Source organism: Methylotenera versatilis 301, assembly GCF_000093025.1.
Taxonomy (GTDB): domain Bacteria; phylum Pseudomonadota; class Gammaproteobacteria; order Burkholderiales; family Methylophilaceae; genus Methylotenera; species Methylotenera versatilis.
The window spans coordinates 2,334,957-2,357,658 of the sequence record NC_014207.1; the positions used below are offsets into that span (position 1 = coordinate 2,334,957).

At 41.8% G+C, this 22,702-nt stretch carries 19 protein-coding genes and 2 tRNA genes; 13 read left to right on the forward strand and 8 right to left on the reverse strand.

Annotated features, from left to right (window positions below; all coding sequences use genetic code 11):
* Positions 1-11 precede the first annotated feature (11 nt).
* On the forward strand, positions 12-1,556 hold the full coding sequence (ubiB, locus tag M301_RS10605; RefSeq protein WP_013148778.1) for a ubiquinone biosynthesis regulatory protein kinase UbiB: 1,545 nt from the start codon (positions 12-14) through the stop codon (positions 1,554-1,556).
* A gap of 38 nt (positions 1,557-1,594) precedes the next feature.
* On the opposite strand, the gene mutM is transcribed toward ubiB, so the two are convergent.
* The 5 genes from mutM to M301_RS10630 all read right to left on the reverse strand — a co-directional run bounded on the left by mutM (position 1,595) and on the right by M301_RS10630 (position 6,748).
* Entirely contained in the window at positions 1,595-2,410 is an 816-nt protein-coding gene (gene mutM / locus M301_RS10610; protein WP_013148779.1) for a bifunctional DNA-formamidopyrimidine glycosylase/DNA-(apurinic or apyrimidinic site) lyase, read from the reverse strand.
* 107 nt (positions 2,411-2,517) lie between these two features.
* Positions 2,518-3,429 (reverse strand): DUF4340 domain-containing protein, encoded by a 912-nt coding sequence (locus M301_RS10615; protein ID WP_013148780.1) that lies wholly within the window; start codon positions 3,427-3,429, stop codon positions 2,518-2,520.
* Positions 3,430-3,488: 59 nt separating this feature from the next.
* Positions 3,489-4,874 (reverse strand): GldG family protein, encoded by a 1,386-nt coding sequence (locus M301_RS10620; RefSeq protein WP_013148781.1) that lies wholly within the window; start codon positions 4,872-4,874, stop codon positions 3,489-3,491.
* A 161-nt stretch (positions 4,875-5,035) separates the two neighbouring features.
* Positions 5,036-5,782, reverse strand: a complete 747-nt coding sequence (locus M301_RS10625) for an ABC transporter permease (protein ID WP_013148782.1) — start codon at positions 5,780-5,782, stop codon at positions 5,036-5,038.
* 15 nt (positions 5,783-5,797) lie between these two features.
* The gene (locus tag M301_RS10630) at positions 5,798-6,748 is read right to left on the reverse strand and encodes an ABC transporter ATP-binding protein (protein WP_013148783.1); all 951 of its coding nucleotides are present in this window, start codon (positions 6,746-6,748) and stop codon (positions 5,798-5,800) included.
* A 325-nt stretch (positions 6,749-7,073) separates the two neighbouring features.
* On the opposite strand from M301_RS10630, the gene M301_RS10635 reads away from it, so the two are divergent.
* The 11 genes from M301_RS10635 (at position 7,074) to M301_RS10685 (ending at position 17,402) form a co-directional block, all read left to right on the forward strand.
* Positions 7,074-8,813 (forward strand): tetratricopeptide repeat protein, encoded by a 1,740-nt coding sequence (locus M301_RS10635; RefSeq protein WP_013148784.1) that lies wholly within the window; start codon positions 7,074-7,076, stop codon positions 8,811-8,813.
* 45 nt (positions 8,814-8,858) lie between these two features.
* Positions 8,859-9,500 carry a lipoprotein insertase outer membrane protein LolB gene (gene lolB, locus M301_RS10640; RefSeq protein WP_013148785.1) on the forward strand — a complete coding sequence of 214 codons (642 nt, stop codon included), beginning with the start codon at positions 8,859-8,861 and terminating at the stop codon, positions 9,498-9,500.
* A gap of 155 nt (positions 9,501-9,655) precedes the next feature.
* Positions 9,656-10,927, forward strand: coding sequence for a surface-adhesin E family protein (locus M301_RS10645; protein ID WP_013148786.1), 1,272 nt, complete (start codon positions 9,656-9,658; stop codon positions 10,925-10,927).
* Between the two features lie 95 nt (positions 10,928-11,022).
* The gene (gene ispE, locus M301_RS10650; RefSeq protein ID WP_013148787.1) at positions 11,023-11,895 is read left to right on the forward strand and encodes a 4-(cytidine 5'-diphospho)-2-C-methyl-D-erythritol kinase; all 873 of its coding nucleotides are present in this window, start codon (positions 11,023-11,025) and stop codon (positions 11,893-11,895) included.
* Between the two features lie 18 nt (positions 11,896-11,913).
* Positions 11,914-11,990 (forward strand) — tRNA-Gln (locus M301_RS10655).
* A 172-nt stretch (positions 11,991-12,162) separates the two neighbouring features.
* Positions 12,163-13,113: a ribose-phosphate pyrophosphokinase gene (locus M301_RS10660; RefSeq protein WP_013148788.1), complete on the forward strand. Its 951-nt coding sequence runs from the start codon at positions 12,163-12,165 to the stop codon at positions 13,111-13,113.
* Between the two features lie 100 nt (positions 13,114-13,213).
* Positions 13,214-13,822 carry a 50S ribosomal protein L25/general stress protein Ctc gene (locus M301_RS10665; protein ID WP_013148789.1) on the forward strand — a complete coding sequence of 203 codons (609 nt, stop codon included), beginning with the start codon at positions 13,214-13,216 and terminating at the stop codon, positions 13,820-13,822.
* A gap of 198 nt (positions 13,823-14,020) precedes the next feature.
* Positions 14,021-14,596, forward strand: coding sequence for an aminoacyl-tRNA hydrolase (pth, locus tag M301_RS10670; RefSeq protein WP_041360099.1), 576 nt, complete (start codon positions 14,021-14,023; stop codon positions 14,594-14,596).
* A gap of 106 nt (positions 14,597-14,702) precedes the next feature.
* Positions 14,703-15,788 (forward strand): redox-regulated ATPase YchF, encoded by a 1,086-nt coding sequence (ychF, locus tag M301_RS10675; RefSeq protein ID WP_013148791.1) that lies wholly within the window; start codon positions 14,703-14,705, stop codon positions 15,786-15,788.
* Positions 15,789-15,924: 136 nt separating this feature from the next.
* Positions 15,925-16,001, forward strand: a tRNA-Met gene (locus M301_RS10680).
* A gap of 165 nt (positions 16,002-16,166) precedes the next feature.
* Positions 16,167-17,402 (forward strand): tyrosine-type recombinase/integrase, encoded by a 1,236-nt coding sequence (locus tag M301_RS10685; RefSeq protein WP_013148792.1) that lies wholly within the window; start codon positions 16,167-16,169, stop codon positions 17,400-17,402.
* A 266-nt stretch (positions 17,403-17,668) separates the two neighbouring features.
* Here the strand turns inward: M301_RS10685 and M301_RS10690 are convergent, their stop codons facing one another.
* The 3 genes from M301_RS10690 to M301_RS10700 are packed head-to-tail and all read right to left on the reverse strand — an operon-like array spanning position 17,669 to position 19,058.
* A complete protein-coding gene (locus M301_RS10690; protein WP_013148793.1) occupies positions 17,669-18,586 on the reverse strand; it encodes a hypothetical protein in 918 nt (305 codons plus the stop codon).
* Positions 18,567-18,797, reverse strand: coding sequence for a hypothetical protein (locus M301_RS10695; RefSeq protein ID WP_041359460.1), 231 nt, complete (start codon positions 18,795-18,797; stop codon positions 18,567-18,569). Before M301_RS10695 ends, M301_RS10690 begins: the two co-directional genes overlap by 20 nt.
* Before the next feature lie 48 nt (positions 18,798-18,845).
* Positions 18,846-19,058, reverse strand: a complete 213-nt coding sequence (locus M301_RS10700; protein ID WP_013148794.1) for a helix-turn-helix transcriptional regulator — start codon at positions 19,056-19,058, stop codon at positions 18,846-18,848.
* Between the two features lie 330 nt (positions 19,059-19,388).
* Here M301_RS10700 and M301_RS10705 point away from each other — a divergent pair, with 330 nt between their 5' ends.
* Positions 19,389-22,556, forward strand: coding sequence for a type ISP restriction/modification enzyme (locus M301_RS10705; protein ID WP_013148795.1), 3,168 nt, complete (start codon positions 19,389-19,391; stop codon positions 22,554-22,556).
* Positions 22,557-22,702: the final 146 nt, after the last annotated feature.

A 22,702-nucleotide genomic window follows, 5' to 3' on the forward strand; every position in this document is an offset into this window, starting at 1 on the left:
CGACTAAACATATGCGCATTTTTCGGCTTTTTTATATTATTTATATTGCACTACGTTTTGGCCTAGATGAATTCATTTTAAGCCATACCAAATTAAAACCACTTCAGAGCATCATCAATGTTTTACTGTTTTGGCGTGACAAAAGCAAACCTCGCGGCGAACGTCTAAGGTTAGCGCTCGAGGCATTAGGTCCAATTTTTGTCAAATTCGGGCAGATGCTATCCACTCGGCGCGACTTAATTCCGCTAGATATTGCTGATGAACTTGCCAAACTACAAGACCAAGTACCTCCTGTAGCATTCACCGAAATACAATCAGTTATACATGAAGCGTTCAATCTACCGCTCAATCAGGTGTTTTCAAGCTTTGAAGAGACAGCGATTGCTAGCGCATCCGTCGCACAAGTGCATTTTGCTTACTTACTCGATGGCACGCCAGTTGCCGTAAAGGTATTGCGCCCTGGCATTGCAAAAGTTATTAATCATGATTTAGAACTTTTAGATACCGCCGCATGGTTATTGCAAGGCATATCCGCCGAAGTTAAACGTTTAAAACCACGTGAAGTCGTTGCAGAGTTTGCAGAACATACCCATAGCGAGTTAGATTTAACGCTAGAAGCCGCCAACTGTACGCGACTATCTAGCAACTTCCCGGATAAACGGCTGCTAGTTCCACATGTATATTGGGACTGGTGCCGCCAGCAAGTGATGGTGATGGAACGTATGGTTGGCACACCGATTAGTAAAGTCGACGTGCTACGCGCCAAAGGCATAGACATTCCGAAACTTGCGCACGACGGCGTCGAAATATTTTTCACGCAAGTATTTAGGGATGGCTTTTTTCACGCGGACATGCATCCTGGCAACATTCAAGTAGCTGATGATGGCCGTTATATCGCGCTGGATTTCGGCATTATGGGTACGCTGACAGACAATGATAAATATTATCTCGCTCGCAATTTTCTAGCGTTTTTTAACGGCGATTATCGCGATGTGGCTGTTGCTCATATAGAATCTGGCTGGGTACCAAAAGATACCAATGTTGAAGCACTGGAAACCGCTGTGCGTGCAATATGTGAGCCTATATTTGACAAGCCACTTAAAGATATTTCGTTTGGGCGCACCCTATTAAGTCTATTCCAAATGTCACGTAAATTCGGTGTGATTATCCAACCGCAGTTAGTCATGCTGCAAAAGACCTTACTGAATATTGAAGGCTTAGGTCGCGATTTAGACCCCGACATCGACTTATGGCAAACAGCTAAACCGTTTCTAAAACGCTGGATGAGCGAACAAATAGGCTGGCGTAGTATTGTAAAAACCATGAAAAAAGAACTGCCTTATATCGCAAAAAATTTGCCACAAATGCCGCGCTTAGTGCATCAATTTTTAACACAACAAACGCGTGCCGAACAAGATGCGCCAATAAGACAGGCCATTGATGCATTAATTAAAACTCAAGAGAATCAGGCGCGTTGGCAAAAAAGATTAACACTAGCTGTAAGCCTGCTCGTATTGCTTCAAGTGGCGGGATTATTGATATTTTGGAGCTTATAGATTAAAGCTTAATTCTAGAACTCAGAAATAAACTTAATCTATCGCTTCTGACACTTCTCGCAATAAAATGTAGAGCGTTGACCTAAGCGTATACATTTAATCGGCTTTGTGCAGACTTTGCATGGTTCATCAGTGCGCGCATAGACAAAGTACTCTTGCTGAAAATAGCCAATATTGCCATCGACGCCAAAAAAATCTCGCAGACTGCTACCGCCCGCAGACAAAGCATCATTTAAAGTACTTTTGATTTCCACCACTAACTTCTCACACTGCCTTAAAGTCAATTTATTGGCGGCCGTTTCAGGATGTATACGCGCTCGAAACAATGATTCAGAGGCATAGATATTACCTACACCCACCACGACATGGCCATCCATAATGGCATTTTTAATAACTAGCGATTTATTACTCAATGCAGCGTGTAAATATTTCGCGTTAAAGCCCTCTTCTAGTGGCTCTGGGCCTAGGCTGTTCAGCAACACATGGTGATTTTCTTTGTTATCTATCCATAATACTGCACCAAAACGACGCGGGTCACGGAGTCGCAGCACTTGCCCATCAGTAAACTCAATATCGAAATGGTCATGTTTTTCTGCTGGGTAATTTGTATCCAGCAATTGAACACGACCGGACATGCCGAGATGCAATAGCAAAGTGCCAGTGTCATACTCACACAAAATGTACTTTGCACGACGTGTAAGGCCGCGTAGCACTTGATTGGGTAATATTTGCAGCAGAGACTGGGGGATAGGCCAGCGCAGCGTAGGATGGCGAATGGTAACCGATTTAACCACCTTGCCAACAAGAGGCAAAAGCCCGCGGCGGGTGGTTTCTACCTCTGGGAGTTCAGGCATATGTTTATTCCAATTCTTTATCAATAATGTCTAGGCGACAAGCCGAAGACAGTGCTATAGCACGGCAAGATGAAGCCAGCAGCGACAGTGATCATAAAGAAATGGAGTTACTTACTTGGAATGTTAATCGGTGGATTTAACATCGTGAAGCCTGCATCCGATGGAAAGTTGTAAATCAAACCTTCGTCAGGACGCGCTAGCAACAAATCTGGTGATTCTTGAATCTTGTCAAAACGTACTTTGCTACCATCAGCTAATTTAACCACCACATAAGGGTAAGTGACTTTACGATCTGGCGTATACATTTCAACAGATTTCGCTGGATTATGCACCCATGAAAAATCTAACCACTCGTTCATTTCGTTCTGTTGTGGCTTGGCTGCTGCGATTGAAACACTCCATTTTCCATCAGCCAAATCAACATTCAATCTTGTATCGGACCATTGCTCTAGATGACTAAAATCAAAACCGGCAATTTTTTCAGTTGGTTTCAGTGGTGATTTGTCAATCAACTCAATAACCTGTGTAGAAGCTGCTTCAGCATAGTTATTAGACACTAAATAAACCGCATTTCTATGGGCTACGTACTGCTCATCAGTCACAGGATTATGAGTACCGAATGTGAACTCCTCTACATTATCTTTATCTTGGCTGTTCTTATCTCTAACAAGCTTGAGTTTAAGCTCAGGGTTATTTAGGCCGAATTTCTCTAAATCAGGATTGGTGAATTTGTCTTTTGATCTAGCCGCAATAATAGACAAAATGCGTTGCACTGATGCTTGGTCAGCACGCATATTAACGGGCGCACTCAAACGCCAAAAACCATTCACTTTATCTAACTTAACTGCAGCTTTAGCTGGAAACTCTACGCTAATTGCATTGAATTCTGCAAGCTTGTATGCGGAGATATCATAGCTGGCTTCTTGTTCTGTAGTTTGTTTGGGACGCAAATATAAAAATGCCACCAAACTGCCTACTACACACAACATCACTAAATTAAGTAACCAACGTTTTTTCATGTATGCCTTAATCTATCACAATTTAAACTTAAAACTTACTTAGTCAAATGCTTACCAGCTTAAGCTTTTCTACGTTTCCACCAGAAATATAAGCCTGCAATCATCACGCCAAACGGGATAAAATATTGAAAGCCATGGAACACAGTCCAAGCAACAATACGGCCTGTATCTGTATCTGGAATATTCACGTTAATATCTTTAAGTGGCATAGGTTGTATGGTGATGAGCTTATCATCACCCGCAAGCCAGTTCACCATATTGACGCCTAAGTCTAGGTTTCCGCCATTCGTAATAAAAGTGTTGGATAAGAAGTTACCATTACCCATGACAACTACGCGCTGACCTTTTTTACCATAAGTGCGCTCTAAAGCAACGCCGATGTTAATTGGACCACGTTTGTCTTTTTTCTCATTAAATGTAGGCTTAGCGTCTTTAGCTAACTTTTCTGATGCTAACCAACCATTTGGTGCTACTTCAATTAGATTACTGACTTTCCAGCCATTTTCGTCTGTGCCTTGTGCGGTGACTTCATGCGCTTCTGGGAATAAAGTACGCAACATAAAGTTAGTGGTAATCGCATGCTCACCATACAAACTGGCAAAGGAAACACGTGCATCCGCGCCATATTGCGCTGAAGCCATATCCAACGCGATGCCAGGCGAAACATGCAAGCCTAGGTAATCGGCAACCTCTTTCATGCCGCGATAATTGTCGTCATCAAGCAACCAAAATAAATTACCCCCCGCTTCAAGGTAGGCTTTGATTTTCTTCGCTTCAACCTCACTGACATCTACTTGAGGGCTAGCAATCACTAGCATCGCACCATTGCTTGGTACGCCTTGTGCAATGGTTAAATCTGGGTTGGCAAATTTAAAGCCTTTTTTCTCTAACTGTTTACCAAATTCACCCAAGTCAAAGTTTTTTACACCTAATAAATTGCGCTCGCCATGGCCATCTAAATACATGACAGCTTGCTGATTAGTACGAGATAAACGCACCAATAAGTTAGTCATTTCCTGTTCAGCAATTGGCGGAATGATATGTTCGGTACGTTTGTTGTACTCCACAATCACTTCACCATCTTCTTTAACGCCTGCATCTTGCGCCAGTTTTGGCTCGATTGAAGGATTTACAAAAGTGAGGTTGACGTTCTTCTTTTCACGTTGATAGCGCGCCACAAAATCAATCATTCCTTTACGGAAGTTGTCGCCACCTGATGCATCATCTTTAGTCGCAAAAACCGTAATATTGATAGGCGCATTCATCTGCTTAAGCACGTTAACACTGCCCTGCGTAAGAATGTTACGGTTAGCTTGTGTGATGTCTTTTGCAACACGATATTGACTCGCTAAATAGCCAAGCAATATCACCAGTAATAAAAACAGGACAACAAAAAAACTGTTTTGCACTAACAGTTGAAAACGTAATTTACGATTGATATTCATTTTACAAGACCTAATATTTCAAATATTTAAAGGTTTTTAATCATTTAAGTTTCTAAGCTAGGCAAGGCGCGAACAAAAAATTATGACGCCACATATGTTGTATATGTAAGGAGTAATTTTTTGTGAGCAACGTAGCATAGCGACGAAAATTCAATGATTAGTTAGCCGCGTAAGCGGTCGGCATCTAAACGACGTACTGTTAACGTTAAAAATGTGATAATAAATAACAAGAAGTAGGCAATATCACCCGTATCGATTAAACCACCTGAGAACGATTGAAAGTGTCGTGTAAGAGACAAGCTCGCTAGCATATTGCTTGGGTCACCAGCAAAGAAGCGATCTAAAAACATCAATGCGAATAAAGCGATAAACGTTAAGATTGCTGCAATCACTGGTTGCTGCGTCATGCTTGAGAAATACAAACCTAGTGCAGAAAAGCTTGCAATCATTAGCAACAAGCCGATCGAGTTGGCAATGATGAAGCCAAAATCGATGTCAGCCCAAATATTAAGCGTAGATAACATTAGCGCAATGAATACGACCAAGATACTTAAAAATGCTACTAAACCTAGAAATTTACCCATTACGATTTCTGTGAGTGAAATTGGCGCACTGAATAAGAATGGCAGCGTTTGGCTGCGACGCTCTTCAGAAATCAATCGCATTGACAGTAATGGCACGGCAAATAACACCATAAAGGACGCAAAGCCATAGACCATTTGTCCGACGAACTGCGTCACCCCTGTGCGCTCTGCAGGGCGCATTGCGCCTGACATCACGGCAAAGTAATCATTTACCCCATTTAAATAATATGTACCGAATGAAAACATCAGTAGAGATAAAATCACCCAGCCCATAGGCGAGGCAAACATACTTTTAAGTTCTTTTCTTGCTACATTGATAATCATGATGTGACCTTAAATTTACGCGGCAGTCTGTTCAGCGACAGGCTGTTCTTGATAGGTGAGTTGTACGAATACATCTTCCAGACTAGTTTGATCAGGCGCAATTTGATACAAGCCCCAACCATTTTTAACCGCTGTCTGCACAATAGATTCAGCTGGCGCTGCATCATCAGCAAAGCGAACGCGCATTAAACCCGCAGAAACATTTTCAGCTTCAATAACACCAGCAATTTTCAGCATTTCATCTGTATTTGGCGCATTGTGCATGCCAATTAACAGCTTATTACCGATGCGATGCTTTTTAAGCACATCGATCGCACCATTAAACACTAATTTACCTTTATCAATAATTTGCACATGGTCACACACCATTTCAACTTCAGGCAAAATATGAGTAGAGATAATCACGCTACGTTCCGCGCCCACTTCACGAATCAAGGCACGAATATCACGAATTTGAATTGGATCTAAACCAACCGTTGGCTCATCCAGAATGACTACCATCGGGTTATGAATAATGGCTTGTGCAATACCAACGCGTTGTTGGTAACCATTTGATAGATTTTCAATCAGACGCTTGCTCATATGACCTAAACCACAGCGCTCTTTAGCCACTTCCACCGCTTTTTTGATGCTGCCAGAACTCACTCTATGCAACCTAGCTGCGATGGTTAAATACTCATCTACAGTCAACTCTTTATATAGAGGACGCATTTCAGGCAAGTACCCAATAAGCGCTTTGGCTTCCTTTGGGCTCTCCATCATATCAATACCGCATATCTTGACTGAGCCATTACTTGGCGCAAGATTACCTGTCAGCATTTTCATGGTGGTCGATTTACCAGCACCGTTTGGGCCTAAAAAGCCCAAAACTTGACCTTTGCTTAAAGTAAAACTCACATTGCTGACGGCTTCTCTACCACCGTATAGCCGCGTGAGTTCGGTTGCCTCTACTGTAAAATTATTCATAGTTACTCTATTTGTTAATACGAAAATACAGGTTATTGTGACTAAAAATCAATACGTTATCTTCAATTGCAACAAGCCAGCCAGCGCTAAAAATTACTTCTGCATTTGAGAACCGCAATATAGGAAAGTTCTATTGACATTCATTGCAGTCAATCCATAATTATGGAGGAACTTGCAGCACCTGTCACGGACTAAGAAATAGAACAGTACAATACTGTAGTAATGGCTTATTATCTTACACATTAATCTATCGCGACTATTAAACCTTATTTTTAAAGCTTATTTCCATTCATTCTTAATAATTATAAAATAACTTATGCGCCCAATGCCTCGTCACTCTGAAACTAAACTCCACTCAAACAAAACTTTGTTTAAGGTTAAAAATATCATCGGCACAAGCCTAGTAGTAAGTGCCTTGTGCATGAGTGGTTGTGCGACAGTCACTGGAGAGCAAGCCAGCAAGGCAGCTCAAGCCAATCAATTTAATACTGAAACAGATTTTGTTTTTAAATACTTAGTCGCTGAAGTTGCGGGGCAACGTGGCGACCTGGCAACTTCAAGCAAAGTTTTTTATGAGCTAGCCAAAACTTCCCAAGACGCTAGCCTAGCAGAACGTGCTGCCAAAGTTGCGGCTTACGGCAATGTGCCTGGCATGACTGTACCTGCCATAAAACTTTGGTCTGAACTTGCCCCGACTTCTAACGAAGCGCAACAAGCCATGACAGAAGTGCTCATCGGGACAGACCAATTAGATGCAGCCAAACCCTATTTAGCGAAACTTTTTGATAAAGAAGAAACGCGTGCGGGCGGCTTTTTATACCTCAACAATCTACTTAGCCGCAGCAAAGACAAAGCTGGCGTGCTGAATTTGGTTCAGTCACTTGCCGCACCTTATCCAGATTTAGCTGAAGCGCAATTCGCAATCGCACAGTCTGCCTATGCAGCAAACCAAAACACTGTAGCACTACAAGCGCTAGATAAAGCCGAAAAACTTAAACCAGGCTGGAACGTGGCAGCGCTACTCAAAGGACAAATCTTATTCAATAAAGCACCTCAATCTGGCATAGATTTTTATCAATCATTCTTAGATCAATATCCTGAATCAAATGAAGTTCGTGTCAACATGGCTAAAATCATGGTGAATCAAAAGCAATATGATGCAGCAAAAAAACAATATCCAACCATAATGCAATACGGTAAAAATAGTCCAGAAGTGACAGCTGTTGTTGGGTTACTCTCGTTCCAAGCTGGCGACTTTGCGGGTGCTGAGAGTTATTTTCAGCAATCGCTAACACAGGATTTTAAAGATACAGACCAACTATATATTTACTTGGCACAAGTCACTGAAAAACAAAATCATGATGCTGACGCATTGGCTTGGTACAACAAAGTGCAGCCGGGACCGCGCTTTTTAGAAGCTCAGATTGGTTCAGCAAACTTAATTGCACGCACCCAATCGGTGGATAAAGCCATTGAAAAGCTTGATGCCTTGGAAGATTTAACGACTGAACAACAAATCGTCGTTATTCAAACAGAAGCTTCATTGTTAGCTAAGGCTAAGCGTGATCAAGATGCATTTGATTTACTGGATAAAGCCGTTAAAAATCTCCCAAATACTCCAGAGTTGGTTTACGACTATGCGCTAGCCGCTGAACGAGTTCACAAGCTAGATATTATGGAAAGCGAATTACGCAAAACCATTGCGGCAAAACCAGATTTTGCTGCGGCCTACAATGCACTAGGCTACTCATTCGCCGACCGTAACATCAAGCTAGATGAAGCCGTCACACTAATAGAAAAAGCCTTAACCATCAGCCCAAATGACCATTACATGCTAGATAGTCTTGGTTGGGCATATTACAGAAAAGGCAAGCTAGACAAAGCAATTACTTACTTGGAGCAAGCTTACCAAGTGAATCAAGACCCTGAAATTGCAGCACATTTAGGTGAGGTTTTATGGCAAAAAGGTAAGCATGATGAGGCTAAAAAAATCTGGACTGATGCGCTTAGCAGGAATCCAGACAATGAAGTACTGCTGACAACGGCCAGTAAATTCAAGTCGTAAATCTTTTCGCTTAAAGATTTACAGATGAAGCAAGATTTGCAGATAATGTTCGCTCGTTTATTTTTTGCTTTTAGCTTTATTGCTACGATGGCAGGCTGCACCACGCTGCCTAAGCCTGAAGTTAACCCTAACTCAGCCTCACAAGCTCGCCATCAAGCACATTTGCAAGAGATTGCTGGTATAGACCAATTCAGCATTAAAGGCCGCATTGGCGTGCAAGCAGAAGGTAAAGGCTTCTCTGGCAGCCTGACTTGGCAGCACAGCAAAATAAACGATGACATCGCCTTGTACTCACCCCTCGGTGGTCAACTGGCGAGCATTAAAAAAACCTCTGAGAACGTCACTTTAGAAGATGCTAAAGGCAATAGCATTACCGCCGCAGACGCTGAAACACTCACTCAAAAAACGCTAGGTTGGCAACTACCACTCGCGGGTCTTGCAGATTGGTCACTAGGACGCCCAAGTAGTAGCACCATTCAAGCCAGCACATGGAATGAACAAGGTTATTTGAGCACCTTAAAGCAAGATGGCTGGGATATTCAATACGAAAACTATGCCAATCAAAATGGTCACTTTTTACCAAGTAAAATCTTACTCAGAAACGACAAAGTCTATTTGAAGCTATTGGTTGAAAGTTGGTCTCGTATTACAGACTCCAGTACCGCAAACTCAAACTCTTCTAATTAGCTCAAAGCTCACTCTTGCATTGATTCATCAAATTTAAGCCAAAATATTCCAAATCTAGGAATTAAGGTCTAAACCCAGCCGTACTTCATCATTAAAAACCATCACTATTTCTGCATAATTTAGGCTGAAATAAATTTGTTGAAGGCTCCAATAGGATGAACGTAGATACAATGAAAAGATTAATCGCACTATTCATACTCTGTTTTGCTGTATGCAACAACAGCCAAGCGGCGCAATGGGTGAAACTCAGCGACAACAATATTGAAAAAATAATGCTGGATAAGCAATCTATATTGCAACAAGATAAGTACAAAAGAGCTTGGGTGAAGGTTGAATACAAAACTCCGCAAAAAAATCCAGAAACTATCGACAAACAATATAATTTATCAAAATTACTCTGGTTTTTTGATTGTTCAGCACAAAAATCTGCCACTTCTCAAGTTTTTCAATATTTAAATAGCGAACTGGTTTACTCGGCGGGCATAGATTCTAAAAGTGCGGAGTTTATTGAACCAGTGCCAGAAACAGACATGGACATTGCCATGCGCTATGTGTGCCAAGCAGAAAAACCAACAGTTGTTGCCGTAGAATCAAAAGCCACCGTATCTAAAACGACTCCAGAAACACAGAAAGGTACTACAAAGCCTGAAGCGCCCGCCAAAACTGCGGCAGAGAAACCTACCGACACTAAAACTGCTGCCGTGACAGCCAAATCGGCGACAATAAAACCTGCCAACATTAAAAAAGGCGACAACAAAACTCACTGGGCATACGAAGGCAAAGAAGGTCCTGAGAATTGGGCAAAACTTAGCCCGGAATTTGCGACCTGTGATGCCGGCCGAAATCAATCGCCAATCAATATTGACGATAGTATTCATGCGGCGATTAAGCCTTTAAAAGCGATACAGAAGTTTCCTGCAAAAGATATTCTTAACAATGGCCATACCGTACAAATTAACTTTAAAGAAGGCAATATGTTGGCGCTTGATAACGCTGCATTTCAAATGAAGCACGTACATTTCCATGCCCCTAGCGAAAATACCATACACGGCAAGTCCTTTCCATTGGAAGCCCAATTTGTACATGCTGATGCTAAAGGCAATTTGGCCGTGATAGGCGTCATGTTCACTGAAGGCAAAGCCAATCCAGCCTTAGCCAAACTTTGGGAGCAACTACCTGAAGTAGAAGGCGAACCAATCGCATTAAAAACTCGCGTCATACCCAGTGAGTTTATGCCCGATAATAAAAGCTACTATCGTTTTAGTGGCTCACTGACTACGCCACCTTGCAGCGAAGGTGTACGCTGGCTATTAATGAAAAACCCTATCACAGCCTCTAAAGAACAGATTGATGCCTTTAAAAAAGCTGTGCATCACAGCAACAACCGTCCCATACAAGCTTTGAATGGCCGAGTGATTATTGAATAAGGCTCGCGCTACAGCAACTCACTAAGATTAAAACTGCTAATTAAAATTAATTTAGTCAATCTAACGACAGGCTAGATGCGCTAAAATACTGTCCTATGCAAGATTTTCAATCATTTTTAGCGCCGGCAAAAATCAATTTATTTCTGCACATCACAGGTCAGCGCGCAGATGGCTACCATTTACTGCAAACCGTTTTTTGTCTACTTGATTTATACGACACAGTAAAACTCAAACCCTCCACAGACGGCGTTGTAAAGCGCGTGAATGATGTGGCTGGCGTGCCTGCAGAGCAAGATTTATGTGTTCGTGCGGCTAAATTGTTACAGCAACATACAAAATGCCCACTTGGCGTAGACATTTTGGTTGAAAAGCACATCCCTATAGGCGGCGGTCTTGGTGGCGGCAGTTCAGATGCAGCAACCGTGCTAATAGCTTTAAATAGCTTGTGGCAGCTTAGCTTAAGCCGCAAAGAGCTTATGTCACTGGGATTGAAATTGGGCGCCGATGTACCTTTCTTTATTTTTGGGAACAACGCCTGGGCAGAAGGCATAGGCGAGCAATTAACAGAGATTAATCTGCACAATTCCTACTATGTTGTGCTGAATCCGAATATACATGTATCAACAGCGCAAATATTTGCCAATAAGCAATTGACAAAAAACACGAATCCTAAGACAATGTCGGACTTTTCTGGGACGGCTAAATTAACAGCATGTAATTTAAATGCTGAATTTATAAATGACCTAGAAAAAATAGTCTGCAGTGAATATCCCGCAGTTTTAGATTGTTTGAATTGGCTTAGTCAATTTGGCGATGCAAGAATGAGTGGTTCTGGTGCTTCGGTCTTTTTAGAAGTAGTAGATGAGAAAACTGCAGTAGATATATGCAATCAAAAACCTAAAAGTGTTCAGGGATTTGTTGCAAAAGGGTTGAATCAGCACCCGCTAATAAATCTTACGGTTAATTAGATAGACTGATTAAAATATTGGGGAGTCGCCAAGTTGGTTAAGGCACTGGGTTTTGATCCCAGCATCCGAAGGTTCGAGTCCTTCCTCCTCAGCCAAATTTAGAAAGCAGAAATAAAGCTGCTTTTTCTTAGAATACAAAGCGTGTAGATTTTTGATTTACGCGCTTTTATTTTTTGTAAGTTTTTGTGAGCAAAGTTTTCATTGATAGTTTGACGCTGAGGCTTTAAGCACAGTGTTTACAAGCACGGTTTAATAGGAAATCAACAGATGTCTAACGGCAACTTAATGGTCTTTACTGGCACGGCTAACCCAGTGCTAGCGCAAGAAGTAGCTAACCACTTAGGCATTGAGCTTGGTCGTGCGCACGTTGGCACATTTAGCGATGGCGAAACCACTGTTGAACTGCTCGAAAACGTACGTGGTAAAGATGTATTCGTGCTGCAATCTACCAGCCACCCAACCAATGACAGCTTAATGGAAGTCATGGTCATGGTGGACGCGCTTCGTCGCTCATCTGCTGGTCGCATTACTGCAGCAATCCCATATTTTGGTTATTCACGTCAAGATCGTCGTCCACGCTCAGCACGTGTAGCAATTACAGCTAAAGTCGTTGCAAACATGCTCACAGGCGTTGGTGTGAATCGTTTGTTGACGATGGATTTGCACTCAGATCAAATTCAAGGTTTCTTTGATATTCCTGTTGATAATATTTACGCAACACCGATTTTGTTAGCTGATTTATTAAAACAAAATCATGATAATTTAATGGTGGTTTCACCTGATGTTGGCGGTGTTGTACGTGCGCGCGCAGCCGCTAAACAATTAAATTCAGATTTAGCAATTATCGATAAACGTCGCCCAAAACCAAACGTCGCTAAAGTGATGAACATTATTGGTGACGTGACTGGCCGCACCTGTGTGATTATGGATGATATGGTCGATACGGCAAATACGCTGTGTGAAGCCGCTGCAGCCCTTAAGAAATTTGGCGCTAAAAAAGTAATCGCATATGCCACTCACCCAGTATTATCTGGCGGCGCAGCTGATCGTATTATGAGTTCTGAACTAGATGAGCTAGTAGTGACCAACACCATTGCGCTTGGTGCTGAATCAGCCAACTGCAAAAAAATCCGCCAATTAAGCACAGCTGAACTATTAGCTGAAACGATTCGTAGAATTAGTAGTGAAGATTCCGTAAGCTCATTGTTTATGGATTAAAAGTTTTTAACCCTGCAGACTGGTCGCGGTATGCAGTTTTTGTGTAGTAAGGCCATCAAAAGCCTAGCAGTAAAAGCAGTATCAAATTAGGAGTAGTAAAATGTCTATCGAAATTAATGCAGTAAAGCGTGATGTAAAAGGTACGGGTGCGAGCCGCCGTCTTCGTCGCGCAGGCACAGTTCCAGGTGTTGTTTATGGTGCAGGTAAAGAAGCCGTAACGCTTGAAATTAACGCTAAAGAATTATTCTTAGAGTTCCGTCACGAAGCTTTCCATGCTTCAGTACTAAGCTTGAACTTAGATGGCAAAAAAGAAAACGTATTGTTACGTGACTTCCAAATGCACCCAGTTCGCAACACTATTCAACACATTGATTTTCAACGTGTAAGTGCTACTGAAAAAATCCACGTTAAAGTGCCATTCCACTTTATCAATGCTGACATCGCTCCAGGCGTAAAAACAGGCGGCGGTATCGTTGCGCACATTTTGACTGAAGCTGACGTAAGTTGCTTGGCTAAAGACTTGCCTGAGTTCCTTGAAGTTGACTTAGCTGGTTTAGAAATGGGTCACTCAATTCACTTGTCACAAATCAAATTGGCAAAAGGCGTTGAGTTTGTACAACTAGCTCACGGTAACGATGCAGCTGTTGCGGCTATTGCTAAAACACGTGGCGGCGTTGCAGACGCTGCTGAAGAAACACCAGCAGCTTAATTTACAAGCATGCTAACTAACGCGCACTTTACTATGAAGTGCGCGTTTTTTATTGGTACTATATCAAGAGTATAAATTCAAGTTTCTATGCCAAACAAGGCGCGAGCAAAAAATTGCGACGCCGCATATGTGTGATATGTAAGGAGTAATTTTTTGTGAGCAACGCTGTGTGGCGACGAAAATTGGATTTATAGCATGATGACTGGAATAAAACTACTTGTAGGCTTAGGCAATCCTGGTGAAAAATATACTACCACACGCCACAATGCGGGCTTTTGGTGGATAGATGAAGTTGCCGCACAAACTAATAGTAAATTGGCCTTAGATGCCAAGTTTTTCGGTGTGGCGGGCAAGTTAGCATCAAAAGCGGATACATGGCTGCTTAAACCCACTACGTTTATGAACGCTAGTGGCAAATCAGTGGCCGCCTTAGCAAATTATTACAAAATCACACCCGCTGAAATATTAGTGATTCATGATGAACTGGATTTACCTGCGGGCGGTTTAAAACTAAAAGTGGGTGGTGGTCACGGTGGTCACAACGGCTTAAAAGATATTGAGACTGCACTTGGTACAAAAGACTTTTGGCGCTTGCGATTAGGCATTGGCCACCCGGGCGATCGAAATGAAGTAGTTAATTTCGTTCTAAAAGCACCAACAAAAGATGAGCAAGCCGCTATAGACGAAAAAGTGTACGAAAGCACCAAACTGATAGATTTACTGCTTGCGGGCGAGTTTGAAAGCGCAATGTTAAAATTGCATACTAAAAAATAAACATACCTGCGTCATTCCGACGAAAGTAGGAGTCTAGTGACTTACATAAAGACGCTAGATTCCATATCAAGCACGGAATGACAAGGTACAAATGATTGGAATTTAGATGAAATGCGGAATTGTTGGTTTACCAAATGTGGGCAAGTCCACGCTATTCAACGCTATTACCAAAGCTGGCATTGCGGCAGAGAATTACCCTTTCTGCACGATTGAGCCAAATGTAGGCATTGTAGAAGTGCCTGATACACGCATGCAAGCGCTCATCGATATTGTTAAACCGCAAAAAGTACAACCTGCAATTGTTGAATTTGTAGACATTGCTGGCCTAGTAGCAGGCGCATCAAAAGGCGAAGGCTTAGGTAACAAGTTCTTAGCAAACATCCGCGAAACAGACGCGATTGCACACGTGGTACGTTGTTTTGAAGACGCAAACGTCATTCACGTTTCAAACAAAATTGACCCACTTTCAGACATTGAAGTGATTAACACAGAACTTGCACTTGCCGACATGGAAACTGTAGAAAAAACCATGCAGCGCGAAAGCAAGAAAGCTAAAAGTGGCGATAAAGACGCGATAGCACTTTTAAAAGTGCTAGAAAAAGTGGTGCCATGTTTAGACCAAGCCAAAGCTGTACGCACGCTAAATTTAGATGCTGAAGAACTACAACTACTTAAACCGCTTTGCCTCATTACCGTAAAACCAGTGATGTACCTAGCCAACGTAGATGAATCAGGCTTTGAGAACAACCCCTTATTAGACAAAGTTGTAGCACTAGGCAAAGCAGAAGGCGCGCCAGTGGTGTGTATTTGCGCAAAGATTGAAGGCGAAATTTCTGAGCTAGACGAAGAAGATAAATTATTATTCTTATCAGAGCTCGGACAAGAGGAACCAGGCCTAAACCGCGTCATTCGGGCTGCTTACGACTTGCTAGGCCTACAAACCTACTTTACCGCTGGCGTGCAAGAAGTACGTGCTTGGACTGTGAAAAAAGGCGCAACTGCCCCACAAGCCGCAGGCGTGATTCATACAGACTTTGAACGCGGCTTCATTCGCGCAGAAGTCATTCAATACGAAGAGTACGTTAAAAACAAAGGCGAACAAGGCAGCAAAGAAGCAGGAAAAATGCGCTTAGAAGGCAAAGAATATATTGTGCAAGATGGCGACGTGATGCACTTTAGATTTAATGTTTAGCTGCTCAAGGTTTAAAGTTTAGCTTCCTACACTTCAACATATAAAGTTAAAGGTAAAATTGCAAACTAGCTTTGACAATTTGCGCCTAAACCACTAGAATTGCGCCCTTGCTAAAGTTTTGGCAACCGATTTATACGGTGATGTAGCTCAGCTGGTTAGAGCACAGGATTCATAATCCTGGGGTCGAGGGTTCAAGTCCCTCTTTCACCACCAATGCGTTGTTTCACAGAGTACCGTGAAGCACTAAAAGCCCCGAGGTCACTAGCTTCGGGGCTTTTTTATTGTACCACCTCGTCCCATCAGATAACTTGACATACCGTCACTTAAGGCGGTACTGTTGACGGTATCGAGCAATTATTGCTTAGGGATACCGTCAAGATGCTTACAGACATACAAGCGAAAGCCAAACAACACAAAGACAAAGATGGAAAAATAAAGGTCGCACCTTACAAGGTGACGGATGAAAAAGCTCTTTATTTATTAGTTCAAGCTAATGGTAGCAGGCTTTGGCGACTAGATTATCGCTTTGACGGCCTCAGAAAAACTTTTGCAATAGGTTCTTACCCTGATGTATCACTAGCGCAGGCTAGAGAGCAAAGAGACAGCGCTCGCAAGCTTTTATCTAACGACCCACCGATAGACCCGAATGAAAATCGCAAGGCCATTAAAGCTACTAAAAAATTAGGTGCTGAAAATAGTTTTGAAGTGGTTGCCCGCGAGTGGTGGTTGTCACATATGAAAGGCAAAGCAGACAGTCATAAAGAAAAAGTAATCAGACGCTTTGAACTTTATTTATTCCCGTGGATAGGTAGAAAGCCTATTGCAGAAATAACGGCACCGCAAGTATTAGAGGCTATAAAGCGCATTGAGAAACTAAACATACTGGAAACAGCACATAGAACGTTACAGACGGCTGGTCAAGTATTTAGATATGCAGTCCAGACAGGTCGCGCAATTCGTGACGTAACTGCTGACCTTAAAGGCGCTTTGCCAGCCACGACAGTAAAGCACATGGCTTCATTTACCGAACCCAAAGATGTTGCCGAACTATTGAGAGCCATTGAAGGCTTTGCTGGTACGTTTACAGTGCAATGCGCCCTTAGATTATCGCCGTTGGTATTTGCACGACCTAGCGAACTTAGAATGGCTAAATGGTCTGATATTGATTTAGATACAGGCATTTGGCAATACTTAGTTAGCAAAACCAAAACAGACCATTTAGTGCCATTATCTACTCAAGCAGTAGCTATTTTACGAGAACTTCACCCATTGTCAGGGCATGGTAAATACGTTTTTATGGGCGGTCATTCACCACTTAAACCAATGAGCGAAAGTGCGGTAAATGCAGCATTAAAACGCATGGGATACGACACTCAAAAAGATATCACCGCGCATGGGTTTAGAGCAATGGCTAGAACAATACTACACGAGAGATTAAATATTGACCCGCATATCATTGAACATCAGTTAGCACATCGTGTACCTGATAACTTGGGTGGAGCATACAACCGAACTAGGTTTATTGACCAGCGAAAAGTCATGATGCAACAATGGGCTGATTATTTAGACGAGCTTAAAGCTGGTGCAAAGGTATTACCTTTTAAACAGGCTTAGTATAAGGTCTTCATATTGTAGTCCCAGTTGATTAATGGTCTACTGTGAAGGTTGGTTTTCTGCAATAAGACTTCGGTCTTTTTTTGCTAGAGACAAAAATGATAATTTATTTTTAGCTCTATTTGTCACCCCTACAAGAGGGTGACAAAATGTTTTGGACTGTCACCCTATAAAACTGCCGTTTTTGTCACCCCCTTTAAACCAATGATAGCAAGGCTTCAAAGGGGTGACGATAACAGTTGGAGTTTCACTCCAACAGCGAGCTTCTAATAAGCAATAACTTCATCAACCCGACGTACTTTAGGCAGTTTAGAGAGCTGATTAGCAACTGCCTGACGTGACAGCTTTTGACCAGTTAACATCAAATATAGATTAGCTGTTAGTTGGGGCTTCCACTCCGCAAGTTCCGCACATAACCATAAGTTAGAACGATTCTCAATCGTTGCATCTTGTTCTTTAATTGACCGTTTATCTTTATCGCGAATAGCTAGTGCAATGCGTTCTTTAGCGATTGTCAGACGTTCAAATAGTCTAACTTTCCACCGTTTGACATTCAGGCATTGAATCCAAGCACATTCACGTTGCTGGTACTTTGTAAGTGCCATAGCCTTTGCAATCTGACCCGATGTTCTTTGTCCACCCCAATATAAATACTCAGCAACCTTTCTAAATCGCATCGGGCTAAAGATTGCTTGAGCCCGCTGCCATTCTGTCAAATGGTCTGGATACTTTGCAACAATCCACTGCAAGTCTGCGCACAACATTATGTAATCAGCTCCACTAGACAGAGCCACTGACTCACTAATGGTTAGTTCATCATCTCGAATAACGATAGCTCCCTCGGTTTCAAGTTCTCGTCGCTGACTTGTGTTCAGGACAATCGAACCACCGTTATTCAAAGGATGAACCTGAGATTGCAAATATCGAAAGCAAGGAGCAATGCTGCGTGCTGTCAATTCAGCAGAAACACGCAATGCGCCTTCGATGTTTAATCGCTCAATTTGATTAGCTAAAGCTGATTTTAAGCTCTCTATACTAACGCTTTGCAGAACAAGCGTCAGTCTATCAAAACCATCAGTCATCATATCAAGGCTTTTTTGTGCGTTGTTATCCAGAGAAAAAGGAGCGCTTAAAGTTTCGCGCCCTTTGCCTCTTTGGCTTGCATCAATGAGGATGTTGTCCATTTTCTTCCACCCAAACACCATATAGTTTACCGAGAGGGTTATCCATAAGCCAGACGGGCGAGCCGTTTCTCGTTCCGTAATAAATAGCCACGCCCCCACCCATCTCATATGATTCTTCAATTGTTGACTCTTCAAGAGTTTGCGTAAAAGTCTCAAAGTTCACAGTATAAAAACCACTTGTATCATTAGCATCAGTATTATTAATTTGCATCTAAATTCCTTTCATTTGTTGGGTTATTAATTTGAATTGTTTTAATCATTATTTAACACCGGCCATACGGCGCTCAAAAAGCCAAAACTCTACGTCTGCCAATTCCCAACCTACGGCATTGATACCGATTTTAATACTCTTTGGAAAAAGTCCCTTTGACATCAATCTATGAATTGATGTGCGTGACAAACCGACAGCATCTACAAGTTGACGCATTCTGAGAATTTTCGGAACTCTTTGGACAGCATTAGTTGGTAACATATATAACTCCTTTGTTTATTTTGATAAAATTTTATGAAAGAAACTATTAAAAAGACTCTTAACAATAACTCTATTCTCAAAGTATAGTCAGCCAATGACTTAGCTCGCGGGGTATTTGTTTAATAAATATTTCGACAATACTTCTTGCTACCAAATAGCACCGCACGTGACGCAATAAGACGTATTAAAAGCACAGTCGATTAAAATCACGCGTATAGGGAGAGGGGACGGAACGTACAGCTGACGGTAATAGCAATAATATGACGGGATATTTCAATTAGGGTAAACTCAAAGAATAAGAGTGATATTTCAAAAACAATAAGCGTACCCATGAACATTCAACAATATATAGGCAATGTAAGTTCACTATTCAATACAGGCAACAGCACTGAACATAGCTATCGCGGTGACTTGCAGCAGCTACTAACCAGTATATTAAAAGATGTGGCAGTTACCAACGAGCCTAAGCGCATTGAGTGTGGCGCCCCTGACTACATTCTCACTCGCAAAGATGTGCCTATTGGTTATATTGAAGCTAAAGACGTCGGTGTAAAACTAGGTGACAAAATACACAAAGAACAATTTGACCGCTACAAAGCCGCACTAAATAATCTGGTTATTACTGACTACCTAGAATTTCACTTCTTTAAAAACGGCGTGCTAGTGAATAGCGTTTCAATCGCCACTATTGAAAATGGCAAAATCTTTGCGAAGCCTGATAGCTTTGACCGCTTCACTGCCTTATTTGAAAACTTCGCCTTACAAATAACCCAAACGATTAAATCACCTAGCACCTTAGCGCAAATGATGGCGGCTAAAGCCAAGTTAATGGCACAGGTGATTAAATCCGCATTAGATGAAGATGGCAAAGCTCAACGCAGCACAGACTTGCAAGGGCAAATGGCAGCGTTTAAAAGCATTTTAATTCACGATATTGATAACACTAGCTTTGCTGATATATACGCTCAGACTATCGCTTACGGGTTGTTTGCAGCACGCTATCACGACCCTTCATTAGAAACATTCTCACGCCAAGAAGCTGCAACACTAATACCGCAGAGCAACCCATTTCTGCGCAAGCTATTCCAGTATATTGCTGGGTACGAATTAGATATTCGCCTTACTTGGCTAGTAGATGAGTTGGTGTCGATATTTTTAGCTACCGATGTGGCTAGTGTGATGCACAACTTCGGCAAAAGCACACGGCAGCACGACCCCATTATTCACTTCTATGAAACATTCTTAGCTGAGTACGACCCAAAACTGCGTAAATCTCGAGGTGTATGGTACACGCCTGAGCCTGTGGTGAGCTTCATAGTGCGAGCGGTTGACGACATACTCAAAACACATTTTAAGCTGCCACTGGGTTTAGCAGATACTAGCAAAACCAAAGTGACTATAGAAGCTATCCAAGCTGGTAGCAAAGGCAAGCTTGTTAAAAGCGAGCATGAATTACATAAAGTGCAAATACTAGACCCAGCAACGGGCACAGGTACGTTTTTAGCACAAACGGTACGACACATTTACAATAGCCAGTTTGCAAAAATGCAGGGCGCATGGTCAGGCTACGTTAAAGAGCATTTGATACCGCGTTTGAATGGTTTTGAGCTGCTGATGACCAGTTACGCAATGGCACATCTTAAGTTAGATATGTTGCTGACTGAGACGGGCTATAAACCAGAGGGCAATCCCGAGCGACTTCGCATCTACCTTACTAATAGCCTAGAAGAACATCACCCTGATACGGGTACTTTGTTTGCAAGTTGGTTAAGTACAGAGGCGAATGAGGCGAATCATATCAAGCGTGATGCACCTGTGATGGTAGTAATGGGCAACCCTCCATACAGTGGGCACTCATCCAATAAAGGCGAGTGGATTGAAGCGTTGCTGGAAAGTTATAAAAAAGAACCTACTGGAGGTAAACTACAAGAGACAAACTCTAAATGGCTAAATGATGATTACGTTAAATTCATTCGTTATGGACAACATTTTATTGATAAAAATGGAGAAGGTGTTTTAGCATTTATTACTAATCATAGCTACTTAGATAACCCAACCTTCCGTGGCATGCGCTGGGCGTTAATGCAGTCTTTTGATGACATTTACATATTAGATTTACATGGTAACGCAAAGAAAAAAGAAACCGCACCTGATGGGGGAAAAGATGAAAACGTATTTGATATACAGCAAGGAGTCTCAATTGCCTTTATGGTTAAAACTGGGAAAAAAGCAAAAGGCGCATCTGCCAACATTTGGCACAGTGAGATTTTTGGTAAGAGAGAATATAAATACAATTATCTTAACCAAAGTGACATAAACCTAATCAACACTAGACTAAAACCTTCAATTCCACATTATGCTTGGGTGGAGCGTGATGAAACTGAATTAGTAAACTATAGCTTAGGCTTCAGTATACAAGCATTATTTCCAATTAATTCTGTCGGCATTGTGACAGCAAGAGATAATTTCACAATCCACCATTCAAAAGAAGCTGTCAAAAAGACCATTCAGAAATTCTTATCTATAAATGATGATATAGCGCGTAATGAATTTTCATTAGGTGCGGACGTACGTGATTGGAAGGTTGCTTATGCAAGAGCTGATTTGGAGAAATCAGAAGTTAATTTTGATAAGTATTTATCTAAAATTAGCTACCGTCCATTTGATGACCGCTTCACATATTACACGGGACATTCAAAGGGGTTTCACTGCATGCCACGCGGAGCCGTGATGAGACAATTGCAAGGTGCTGACAATTTAGGGCTCGTTGCATTGAGACAAGTTAAAACAGGAGATAGTTACTGTCATTGTTTTATAACTAAGTATATTTTTGAATCATGTTTAGTTTCAAATAGAACTTCTGAAATTGGTTATGGGTTTCCACTATACATTTACCCCGATACTAAAGATATGCTTTCAGATGCCAGCCGCACCCCCAACCTAAATATGCAAATTGTTAAAGCAATTGCCACAAGTTTACAACTTACATTTACACCAGAAAAAACTGATAACGCCAACGCCTTTTCTCCGATTGATTTACTTGATTACATTTACGCGGTACTGCACAGCCCAACCTATCGTGAGACCTATAAGGAGTTTCTTAAAATAGACTTTCCTCGCGTGCCATACCCTAGCGATATAAAACAATTCTGGCTGCTCGTGGCACTAGGTAATGAACTGCGTCAATTACACTTACTAGAAGATACGGCAATCAATCAACTTATTACCAGATACCCTGAGGGCGGTAACAACTTAGTTGATAAGCCACGTTATGATGATGGCAAGGTTTATATCAATGAAACTCAGTATTTTGAGGGCGTGCCAAAGTTAGCGTGGGAGTTTTATATCGGTGGCTACCAACCTGCGCAAAAATGGCTAAAAGACCGTAAAGGGCATACATTAGGCTATGAGGATATTGTGCACTATCAAAAAATCATCAAAGCAATGGTTGATACTGATAGGTTAATGCAAGAGATTGACCAATATAATGTCATTTAGATTTAGTGTCAGCGCTAGCATTAGAATGCCATGTATACTACAATTAATTTGATGATAGCAATAAATTAGTGGGCTTACATCCTTTATACTCACTCTACTGTACTAATTAAAACTATAAAGAGAGGCGCATAAGTCGTTATGTTTCC

Excerpts from the sequence above, each read along its gene's own strand:
- ychF (WP_013148791.1), top strand. The coding sequence starts at position 14,703 with ATGAAATGCGGAATTGTTGGTTTACCAAATGTGGGCAAGTCCACGCTA.
- M301_RS10635 (WP_013148784.1), top strand. The coding sequence starts at position 7,074 with ATGCCTCGTCACTCTGAAACTAAACTCCACTCAAACAAAACTTTGTTT.
- M301_RS10630 (WP_013148783.1), bottom strand. The coding sequence starts at position 6,748 with ATGAATAATTTTACAGTAGAGGCAACCGAACTCACGCGGCTATACGGT.
- M301_RS10645 (WP_013148786.1), top strand. The coding sequence starts at position 9,656 with ATGAACGTAGATACAATGAAAAGATTAATCGCACTATTCATACTCTGT.
- M301_RS10615 (WP_013148780.1), bottom strand. The coding sequence starts at position 3,429 with ATGAAAAAACGTTGGTTACTTAATTTAGTGATGTTGTGTGTAGTAGGC.
- ispE (WP_013148787.1), top strand. The coding sequence starts at position 11,023 with ATGCAAGATTTTCAATCATTTTTAGCGCCGGCAAAAATCAATTTATTT.
- M301_RS10685 (WP_013148792.1), top strand. The coding sequence starts at position 16,167 with ATGCTTACAGACATACAAGCGAAAGCCAAACAACACAAAGACAAAGAT.
- M301_RS10625 (WP_013148782.1), bottom strand. The coding sequence starts at position 5,782 with ATGATTATCAATGTAGCAAGAAAAGAACTTAAAAGTATGTTTGCCTCG.
- M301_RS10705 (WP_013148795.1), top strand. The coding sequence starts at position 19,389 with ATGAACATTCAACAATATATAGGCAATGTAAGTTCACTATTCAATACA.
- M301_RS10690 (WP_013148793.1), bottom strand. The coding sequence starts at position 18,586 with ATGGACAACATCCTCATTGATGCAAGCCAAAGAGGCAAAGGGCGCGAA.
- M301_RS10620 (WP_013148781.1), bottom strand. The coding sequence starts at position 4,874 with ATGAATATCAATCGTAAATTACGTTTTCAACTGTTAGTGCAAAACAGT.
- lolB (WP_013148785.1), top strand. The coding sequence starts at position 8,859 with ATGTTCGCTCGTTTATTTTTTGCTTTTAGCTTTATTGCTACGATGGCA.
- M301_RS10660 (WP_013148788.1), top strand. The coding sequence starts at position 12,163 with ATGTCTAACGGCAACTTAATGGTCTTTACTGGCACGGCTAACCCAGTG.
- ubiB (WP_013148778.1), top strand. The coding sequence starts at position 12 with ATGCGCATTTTTCGGCTTTTTTATATTATTTATATTGCACTACGTTTT.
- M301_RS10695 (WP_041359460.1), bottom strand. The coding sequence starts at position 18,797 with ATGCAAATTAATAATACTGATGCTAATGATACAAGTGGTTTTTATACT.
- M301_RS10665 (WP_013148789.1), top strand. The coding sequence starts at position 13,214 with ATGTCTATCGAAATTAATGCAGTAAAGCGTGATGTAAAAGGTACGGGT.
- mutM (WP_013148779.1), bottom strand. The coding sequence starts at position 2,410 with ATGCCTGAACTCCCAGAGGTAGAAACCACCCGCCGCGGGCTTTTGCCT.
- pth (WP_041360099.1), top strand. The coding sequence starts at position 14,021 with ATGACTGGAATAAAACTACTTGTAGGCTTAGGCAATCCTGGTGAAAAA.
- M301_RS10700 (WP_013148794.1), bottom strand. The coding sequence starts at position 19,058 with ATGTTACCAACTAATGCTGTCCAAAGAGTTCCGAAAATTCTCAGAATG.